Below are 8,113 nucleotides of genomic sequence, written 5' to 3' on the forward strand. Positions count from 1 at the left end.
CCCCAGCATGCCCAGTCCCGCCCCCCATCCCTGCCCAACCGGCCCCCTCCACCTGGCCGGCAACGGCACCGACAGGCTGCTCACCTGCCGGGTGCTGCAGTCGCCCCTGGCGGGGGTGAGCGACGGGATCTTCCGCGCCCTGGTGCGCCGCTGGGCGCCCGAGGCGCTCCTGTTCACGGAGATGGTCAATGCCACGGCCCTGGAACTGGGCCACGGCGGCGCCAAGATGGCGGCCCTCGATCAGGATCCCGGCCCCGTCGGGGTGCAGCTGTTCGACCACCGGCCCGACGCCATGGCCGAGGCAGCCCGCCGGGCCGAGGCCGCCGGGGCCTGGCTGATCGACATCAACATGGGCTGCCCGGTGCGCAAGATCGCCCGCAAGGGGGGCGGCAGCGGCCTGCTGCGCCAACCGGATCTGGCCCTGCGGATCGTGGCGGCGGTGGCGGCGGCGGTGCGGGTGCCGGTGACGGTGAAGACCCGACTGGGCTGGTGCGGGGCCAGTGCCGATCCGGTGGGCTTCGCCCTGGCCCTCCAGAACGCCGGCGCCCGCGCCCTCACCCTGCACGGCCGCACCCGGGAGCAGGGGTTCTCAGGCCAAGCCGACTGGGACGCGATCGGGCGGGTGAAGGCGGCCGTGGGCATTCCCCTGATCGCCAACGGCGACATCACCAGCCCGGAAGACGCCCTGCGCTGCCTGGCGATCACCGGCGCCGACGGGGTGATGGTGGGGCGGGGCACCCTGGGGCGCCCCTGGCTGGTGGGGCGCATCGCCGCGGCCCTCGCCGGCCGGCCCCTGCCGAGCGAGCCGGATAGCCACGACCGGATCGCCCTGGCCAGGGAGCACCTGGAGGCCCTGGTGGCCGCCCGCGGCGATCAGGGGCTGCTGATCGCCCGTAAGCACCTGGGCTGGACCTGCCAGGGCTTCGCCGGCGCCGCCCGGCTGCGCCGGGAGCTGATGGTGGCCCCCAGCCTGGAGAGCGCACTGGGCCTGCTGGATCGGGCGGAGGCGGAGCTGGAGGTCAGTGCCCCAGGGCCATGCCCAGCAGGTCCCGGCTGCCGCTGATGGCCTGCACCGCCAGCAGCAGGGCGGTGAGGAAGGCGGCGCTGACGTGCAGCCGCCGCATCCGGGGGGACCTCAGGGTCTCGGGGGCCGCCGCCATGGCGAACAGCAGCAAGCCGCAGAGCAGCACGCCGCTCCAGTAGTGGGACCCCCAAACGCCCCCGTCGAAGGGACTGCGGCCCAGGTTCCACAGGGCCGGCTGGCTGCCCAGGGTCAGCAGCCCCAACCAGCAGATCACGGCGAAGCCGGCCCGCAACCAGGCCCCCTTCACCCGCCACAGGGCCAGGCAGCTCACCAGACAACCCACGCCGGCCAGCAGCAGGGCCACGCCGGTGCCGGCGCCGCCGACGGCGCCCCCCCGGGCATAGGTGGCCGCCATGGCGATCAGCACCGCGACGACCACGCCCGAGGTCACCCAGCGGCCATGGTCGGTGTGCTCCACCCCCACCGTCGGCGGCAGGGGGTTGATGTCGAGGCGGCGCTCCCGCGCCAGGATCCCGAGCCGGATGGTGGCGCCCACCACCGGGTAGACGAACAGGATGATCAGCACCGGGTGCAGCAGGGCGAACCAGTCGGTGGCGGTCATCCCGGCGGAAGGCATCGGCAAGGGCGGGGCAAAACGCGAACGGTCATGGAAGCACCGCCGGCCACCCCTGCCGGATGAGCAGCAGGGAGAAGTAGGGGACCTCAGCGGCGGGCACCTCGGCCGCCGGACAGAGCCGCTGGTCGGGCCAGCCCACCCGCTGGGCAAACAAAGCACCCGCCAGGAGCCCCCGCTCGGCCAGTAGCGGGCGCACCCAGGGCCAGCGACCCCCCAGCTTGAGCAGGGCCAGCACCCAGCCAGCGGCCGCCGCCTGGGCCAGCAGGTCCTCCAGCTGGCCGGGCTCCTCCGGGGTGGGGCGGATCAGCAGCCCCTCCTGCTGCAGGGCCAGGGGCCAGGCCCCGGCGGCGGCCGCCGCCGCCACGGCGCTGATCCCTGGGATCAGGCGCACCGGCAGGGCGGGATGGCGGTCCCGCAGGGCCAGAAGCACGTAGCTGCTGCTGGCGAACAGGGACACGTCGCCCTCGCAGAGCAGCACCACCGACCGCCCGTCGGCCACCTCGGCCGCCAGCCGGTCGGCGGCGTCATGCCAGGCCTGACGCCGGGGCTCGGCGGCCGCCACCATCGGGAACACCAGGGGCAGGCGCCGCTGGCCGGGGTCGATCCAGGGGCCGGCCACGCCGGCCGCCATCCCCTCGGCCCCTTCGCGGGCGACCGGGAAGGCGATGGTGTCGGCGGTTTCGATGGCCCGCACCGCCGCCACGGTGAGCAGGTCGGGATCGCCGGGCCCCACCCCCACCAGGGTGAGGCCGGCGCTGGCAGCACGGTCGGCGATGGGGGGAAGTCCGCTGCAGACCTTTCTAGGCTGCAGGTCCCCAGAACGCCCTGGAGCGCTCCCATGACCCACCTGGTGATCCGTTCCGCCGCCGGCGACGGCCACGCCGCCCCCCTGCTGCGCAGCAGCGACGCCGACGTGATCGCCCGGGAACTCGGGGCCCGGGGGGTGCGCTTCGAGCGCTGGGCCACGCCGGCCGCTTTGGCGACGGACGCCGACCAGGCCGCGATCCTGGCCGCCTACGCCGCGGAGATCGCCCGGGTGCAGGCCGGGGGGAGCTACCGCACCGTGGATGCGATCCGGCTCGGCCCCGACCATCCGGACCGGGAGGCCCTGCGGGCCAAGTTCCTCTCCGAGCACACCCACGCCGAGGACGAGGTGCGCTTCTTCGTGGAGGGCCGCGGGCTTTTCTGCCTGCACATCGAAGGCGAGGTGCTCCAGGTGGTGTGCGAGCAGGGCGACTGGATCGGGGTGCCCGCCGGCACCCGCCACTGGTTCGACACCGGTGAGCGTCCGTCCTTCTGCGCCCTGCGCTTCTTCGACAACAGCGATGGCTGGGTGGCCAGCTTCACCGGCGATCCGATCGCCACGCGCTTCCCCCTCCTGGAGGAGGTGCTGGCCGCGGCCTGATCGGACGGCTCAGCGCTGCCTGCGCAGCAGGGCTCAGCTGTGCATGCGCGGCTGGGGATGGAGGCTGGCCAGGATCTCCGCCTCGCTCGCGGCCAGGATCGTGAGCCGATCGCTGACCACCGGCCGGGGCCAGCGCCGTTCGCACAGCACCCAGTAGAGGCCGAAATGGCGCGCCTCGCTAGCCAGCAGGTCGGCGTAGAGATCCCGCAGCTCCGGATCGGGACTGTGGGCGGCCAGCAGGGCCATCCGCTCGTGGCTGCGGGCCTCGATCAGACCCGCCACCAGGAAGCTGTCGAGCATCCGCTCCGGCTCCTGCCGGCGCACCAGGGCGGCCAGGGCGGCGCCGTAGGGCGGGGCGGCCAGGGCCCGCAGGCCGAGGCCGCGCCGCTCCAACAGGGCCTGCACCCGCTCGAAGTGCTCCAGCTCCTCCCGGGCCAGGGGGCTGAGCACGGCCGCCAGCTCCCCGTCGGAGGGGTAGCGGAACATCAGCTGCAGGGCGGCGCCGGCCGCCTTGCGCTCGCAGTGGGCATGGTCGATCAGCAGCAGCTCCGGGTGGGCCAGGGCCTGCTCCAGCCAGGCGGCGCTGCTGGGGGCCGCCAGCCACCGCACCCGGGTCGCCACAGCCTGCGGGGCCTCGGCCGCCACGGGCAGGGAGGCGCCGCTCATGCCGCCGCCTGCAAGTGGGCCACCAGGCCCTCGAGGGCGAGGCGGTAGCTGGTGGGGCCGAAGCCGCAGATCACTCCCAGGGCCCGGTCCGCCAGCAGGGAACGATGGCGGAAGGGTTCCCGGGCGTGGGTGTTGCTCAGGTGCACCTCCACGAAGGGCAGGGCCACCGCCAGCAGGGCGTCACGGATCGCCACCGAGGTGTGGGTGTAGGCGGCGGCGTTGATCAGGATCCCGTCGCAGGCCGGGCTCCCGCCCTGGCCTCCGGCCTGCTGGATGCGGTCCACGAGGGCTCCCTCGTGGTTGCTCTGGAAACAGGTGAGCTCCACCCCCAGCGCCGCCGCCTGCTGCTCCAGGGCGGCATTGATGGCCGCCAGGGTGCTGCTGCCGTAGAGGCCCGGCTCCCGCTGGCCGAGCAGGTTGAGGTTGGGGCCATGGAGCACGAGCAGGCGCATCGGGGAGGAAGCAGGGGAGGGAGGCGGAGAGGGCTGGGGGGTGGCGGGAAGGTCGGCTGGTAAGTTCTGAGGGTGTGGTTCGGGTCGGTGCCCGAGTGGTTAATGGGGGCGGACTGTAAATCCGCTGGCTCTGCCTACGTTGGTTCAAATCCAACCCGGCCCACCTTCCACATGCCCTTGTAGCTCAGCGGTAGAGCACTCCCTTGGTAAGGGAGAGGTCACGAGTTCAAGTCTCGTCAAGGGCTTTCCCCCCCAGCCCCTTCCCCGCCCCGGCCACCCTGTGGCGGAGCTGCAGTCCCGTTCGCAGTCAGCCGGGAACATGCCCGAGAATGCGGGACCTTCGCCGCCCGGACGGTCTGCTTGCCGCCCCTGTTGTCCCCCTTCGTCCTCGGCGTCCCTGCGCTCCTGTCGCCGGCCCTGATCACCCAGTCGTCCCTGTTCGGGATCGGCATCGCCTTCAGCCCCCTGCACATCGCGGTGGTCACCCTGCTGCTGCTGGGTCGCTCACCGCTGCAGCGGGCCATGGCCTACGTGGCCGGCTGGGCGGCCGCCAATGCCCTGGCCATCGTGCTGCTGATGGTGCTGGGGGAGGCCTTCGCCATCAGCCTCAGCCACGGCGAACGGGAGCAGGTGCTGATCGACCTGCTCGGGGCCGGCGCGCTGGTGGGCCTGGGCCTGTATCAGCTCACGCCCCAGGCCAACATCGGTGAGGAGGGCATGGCCCTGCGGCTGATGAACCAGCTGCCCGACTTCAGCACCTTCACCCTGGTGCTGATCGGCGCCACCAGCGCCCTGCTCACCCCGGAAAACCTGGTCTTCTATCTCAAGGAGGCCGGCCTGCTGCTGCTCAACGACCCGGGCCTCACCGCCGACGCGGAGGTGACCGGGCTGTTCACCCTGATGGCCAGCTCCCTGCTGCTGCTGCCGCCCCTGGCCTGGCTGGTCAGCGGCGGGGCGATCCGCGAGCCGATCACCCGTCTTGAGGAATGGCTGCAGCACAAGGCCGAGTGGCTTGTGGGGGTGCTCGCCCTGGTGCTCGGGGCCTACCTGCTGTTCGAAGGGCTGCACGGCCTGAACCTGCTGACCGTGGGCGGGTGAGCAAGGCCGGGTGAGCGCCAGCCGTTAGCGTCCCCCCATCCCCTTGGTCGGCAACCCGTTGCTCCCCGCCGTGCGCCGGACCTGCCTGGCGATCGGTCTGGGCCTCGCCCTGGCCGTGCTGCCTGGAGCCGCCCGGCTGCAGGCAGCCGCGGTCTGCGTGCTGACCCCCAGGCTGGCGCTCAACGCCCGGGCCGAGGCGGTGGCCGCCGTCCCGATCGGAGCCCCCACGATCCTGAGCACCGAACCCCTGGAGGAGGTGCGGATCGAACGGGAGGGGGAGGTGCTCTGGCAGCGGCGGGCCCTCCCCGGCGAGCCCATCGAGGGGCCGATCCCCTGGCCCCTGGCACCGATCCGCCCGGGCCAGCGGCTGGTGCTGCTGCTGCGGCCCCTGGGCGTCCGCCAGGGCGACTTCGCCCTCATCGAGCTGGAGGGAGATCCGGCCGAGCGGATGGGGCGGGCCCAGCGGGAGCTCGACGCACTGGGCACCGATCCGGACGTGTGGTGGGCCGCCATCCAGCGGACCTTCGACCGGGGCGACCTCAGCCTGGGCCTGGCCCTGCTCTACGCCCTCGAAGGCCCCGCCTCCCCCAGGCTCGACAACCTGCGGCGGGCCGTGTTCCTGGCCGGCTGCGGCGGCACCTGAGCGCCAGGGGGTGCGGCGGGACCGTGGCGGGGCGCGATTTGCCAGCCTGGGCCAAAAGGGCCCACCCCATGTCCTCCTTCCTGACGGTGCCGGTGGCGACGATGCGCGCCCTGGTGGAGGGGGGCACCACCTGGCCCCTGGCCTGGCGGCTGGAGCAGCTCCAGCGGCTGGCTCGCCTGCTGGAGTCGGGGGAGCCGCGGATGCTGGCGGCCCTGGCCAGCGACCTGGGCCGCCCCGCCATGGAGGGCAGCCTGGAGCTGGCGACCCTGCGGCAGGAGCTGGGCCACACCCGCCGCCACCTGGCCGGCTGGATGCGTCCCCGCCGCCGCTCCCTGCCGGTGTGGGCCTGGCCGGGCCAGGGGGCGGTGCACAGCGAGCCCCTGGGCTGCGTCCTGATCATCGGCGCCTGGAACTATCCCTTCGAGCTCTGCCTCCACCCGCTGCTGCATGCCCTGGCCGCCGGCAACACCGCCGTGGTCAAGCCCTCCGAACTGAGCCCCGCCTCGGCGGCCCTGCTGGCCGAACTGCTGGCCAGCCACTTCGACCCGGCTGTGGTCCAGGTGGTGTGCGGCGACGGGGCCGTGGCCGCCGGGCTGCTGGAGCGGGAGCGCTTCGACCACATCCTCTACACCGGCGGCGAGCGGGTGGGACGGCTGGTGATGGCCGCTGCCGCCCGCCATCTCACCCCCATAACGCTGGAGCTGGGGGGCCGGAACCCGGCGATCGTGCTGGCCGATGCGGAGCCAACGATCACGGCGCGACGGCTGCTGTGGGGCCGCTGCCTCAACGCCGGCCAGACCTGTCTGGCCCCCAACCACGTGCTGGTGGCGGCCGGGGTGCGGGAGGCCCTGGTGGCGGCGTTGCGCGAGCAGGCCCGGGCCCTGTACGGCCCGGATCCCCTCGCCAGCCCCGACCTGGGACACCTCGTCGGAGCGGCGCGCTTCGAGCGACTCCAGGGGCTGCTGGCCCAGGCCGAGGCCAGGGGCCAGGTGCTGCTGGGCGGACGCTGGGACGAAACCGCGCGGAAGATCGAACCCACCGTGGTGGCGGTCGACGATCCCGACGAGGATCCGCTGCTGCAGGAAGAGCTGTTCGCCCCGATTCTGCCCCTGCTGACGGTGGCGGATCTGGAGGAGGCCCTGGTCCTGGTGCGCCGGCAGCCGAAACCCCTGTCCCTCTATCTGTTCGGCGGCGGCGGCGCGGAGCGGGAACGGGTGCTGGCGGGCAGCGGTTCGGGCAGCCTGGTGGTCAACGACACGGTGATCCAGGGGGCCATGGCCAACCTGCCCTTCGGCGGCATCGGCCCCAGCGGCATGGGGGCGTACCACGGGGAAGCCGGCTTCCTCACCTTCTCGCACCGGCGCAGCGTGATCAGCCGGTCGCTGCGGCCCGATCCCCCGATCCGCTTCCCCCCCTACGCCGGCAAGCTCGGCCTGGTCCGTCGGCTGATGGGCTGAGGGGGGCTGGGCGGGCCTGGACGTGGCCCTTAACGTGCCATCAGCTATCCCTAGTGCCCATGCGCCGCCCCCTCATCGCCCTGGCTCTAGCCATGGTGTTGCCGCTGCCGGCTCTGGCTGCCCAGGTGACCGTCAAGCCCGGTGAGACCCTCTCCGACATCGCCGCGCGCCACCGGGTGAGCGTGTCCACCCTGATGAAGATCAACGGGATCAGCGATCCCGATCTCGTCGAAGCCGGCCGCAGCCTGACGTTGCCGGGTGGAGCGGCGCGACCCCGGGCCTCCGGCGGCAGCCTCACCGTGGCCCCCGGGGAAACCCTCTCCGAAATCGCCGAACGCCACGGCATCACCGTCAGCCGCCTGATGCAGCTGAACGGCCTCAGCAAGGCGGACCACATCGAAGCCGGCCAGAAGCTGGTGGTGCCCTCCTCCCCCCGCAGCGCCGCCCCGGTCGCCGGCGTGAACCGCAAGGCCTCGGAGCACGTGGTCCGCAGCGGCGAGAGCCTCTCCCAGATCGCCGACGCCTACGGCGTCCCGATGAAGCAGCTGATCGCCATCAACGGCATCAGCGATCCCGACCTGGTGGAATCCGGCACCCGGCTACGGCTGAAGCCGGCCAGCGCCCCCGCCCCCAGGCCGGCCGCCCGACCCGCGGCTGCCAAGCCGGCGCCCAAGCCGGCCGCGACGGCGAGCAGGCCCGCGCCGGCACCAGCGGCCCGCCCCCCGCCGCCC

At 73.4% G+C, this 8,113-nt stretch carries 10 protein-coding genes and 2 tRNA genes; 8 read left to right on the forward strand and 4 right to left on the reverse strand.

Translation table 11 applies throughout. The annotated features are described in order from the left end of the window. The first annotated feature begins 7 nt into the window (after nucleotides 1-7). On the forward strand, nucleotides 8-1,063 hold the full coding sequence (gene dusB / locus KUG38_RS14235) for a tRNA dihydrouridine synthase DusB (protein ID WP_216922737.1): 1,056 nt from the start codon (nucleotides 8-10) through the stop codon (nucleotides 1,061-1,063). On the opposite strand, the gene KUG38_RS14240 is transcribed toward dusB, so the two are convergent. Both KUG38_RS14240 and cobI read right to left on the reverse strand, forming a co-directional pair. Then, nucleotides 1,020-1,661 (reverse strand): DUF4079 domain-containing protein, encoded by a 642-nt coding sequence (locus tag KUG38_RS14240; RefSeq protein ID WP_286196072.1) that lies wholly within the window; start codon nucleotides 1,659-1,661, stop codon nucleotides 1,020-1,022. The genes dusB and KUG38_RS14240 overlap by 44 nt on opposite strands. A 28-nt stretch (nucleotides 1,662-1,689) precedes the next feature. Beyond that, the gene (cobI, locus tag KUG38_RS14245; RefSeq protein ID WP_216922739.1) at nucleotides 1,690-2,400 is read right to left on the reverse strand and encodes a precorrin-2 C(20)-methyltransferase; all 711 of its coding nucleotides are present in this window, start codon (nucleotides 2,398-2,400) and stop codon (nucleotides 1,690-1,692) included. 99 nt (nucleotides 2,401-2,499) lie between these two features. Here cobI and KUG38_RS14250 point away from each other — a divergent pair, with 99 nt between their 5' ends. Continuing rightward, nucleotides 2,500-3,066, forward strand: a complete 567-nt coding sequence (locus KUG38_RS14250; RefSeq protein ID WP_216922741.1) for a 1,2-dihydroxy-3-keto-5-methylthiopentene dioxygenase — start codon at nucleotides 2,500-2,502, stop codon at nucleotides 3,064-3,066. 33 nt (nucleotides 3,067-3,099) lie between these two features. Here the strand turns inward: KUG38_RS14250 and KUG38_RS14255 are convergent, their stop codons facing one another. Both KUG38_RS14255 and aroQ read right to left on the reverse strand, forming a co-directional pair. After that, on the reverse strand, nucleotides 3,100-3,732 hold the full coding sequence (locus KUG38_RS14255) for a MiaE family protein (RefSeq protein WP_216922743.1): 633 nt from the start codon (nucleotides 3,730-3,732) through the stop codon (nucleotides 3,100-3,102). Continuing rightward, entirely contained in the window at nucleotides 3,729-4,184 is a 456-nt protein-coding gene (gene aroQ / locus KUG38_RS14260) for a type II 3-dehydroquinate dehydratase (protein ID WP_216922745.1), read from the reverse strand. Before aroQ ends, KUG38_RS14255 begins: the two co-directional genes overlap by 4 nt. Before the next feature lie 81 nt (nucleotides 4,185-4,265). Between aroQ and KUG38_RS14265 the strand changes: the two genes are divergently transcribed. The 6 genes from KUG38_RS14265 to KUG38_RS14290 all read left to right on the forward strand — a co-directional run. Further along, nucleotides 4,266-4,347, forward strand: a tRNA-Tyr gene (locus KUG38_RS14265). A gap of 10 nt (nucleotides 4,348-4,357) precedes the next feature. Beyond that, nucleotides 4,358-4,429: transfer RNA gene (locus tag KUG38_RS14270), tRNA-Thr, on the forward strand. A 127-nt stretch (nucleotides 4,430-4,556) separates the two neighbouring features. Further along, nucleotides 4,557-5,282 (forward strand): GAP family protein, encoded by a 726-nt coding sequence (locus tag KUG38_RS14275; protein ID WP_286196068.1) that lies wholly within the window; start codon nucleotides 4,557-4,559, stop codon nucleotides 5,280-5,282. A 58-nt stretch (nucleotides 5,283-5,340) separates the two neighbouring features. Further along, nucleotides 5,341-5,925 carry a hypothetical protein gene (locus KUG38_RS14280; RefSeq protein ID WP_216922748.1) on the forward strand — a complete coding sequence of 195 codons (585 nt, stop codon included), beginning with the start codon at nucleotides 5,341-5,343 and terminating at the stop codon, nucleotides 5,923-5,925. Nucleotides 5,926-5,993: 68 nt separating this feature from the next. Continuing rightward, the gene (locus KUG38_RS14285) at nucleotides 5,994-7,382 is read left to right on the forward strand and encodes an aldehyde dehydrogenase family protein (RefSeq protein WP_286196069.1); all 1,389 of its coding nucleotides are present in this window, start codon (nucleotides 5,994-5,996) and stop codon (nucleotides 7,380-7,382) included. Nucleotides 7,383-7,441: 59 nt separating this feature from the next. Continuing rightward, the coding region (locus KUG38_RS14290) for a LysM peptidoglycan-binding domain-containing protein (RefSeq protein ID WP_216922750.1) at nucleotides 7,442-8,113 on the forward strand (672 nt) is incomplete at its 3' end.

The organism is Synechococcus sp. CCAP 1479/9 (assembly GCF_019038535.1).
GTDB lineage: Bacteria > Cyanobacteriota > Cyanobacteriia > PCC-6307 > Cyanobiaceae > Cyanobium.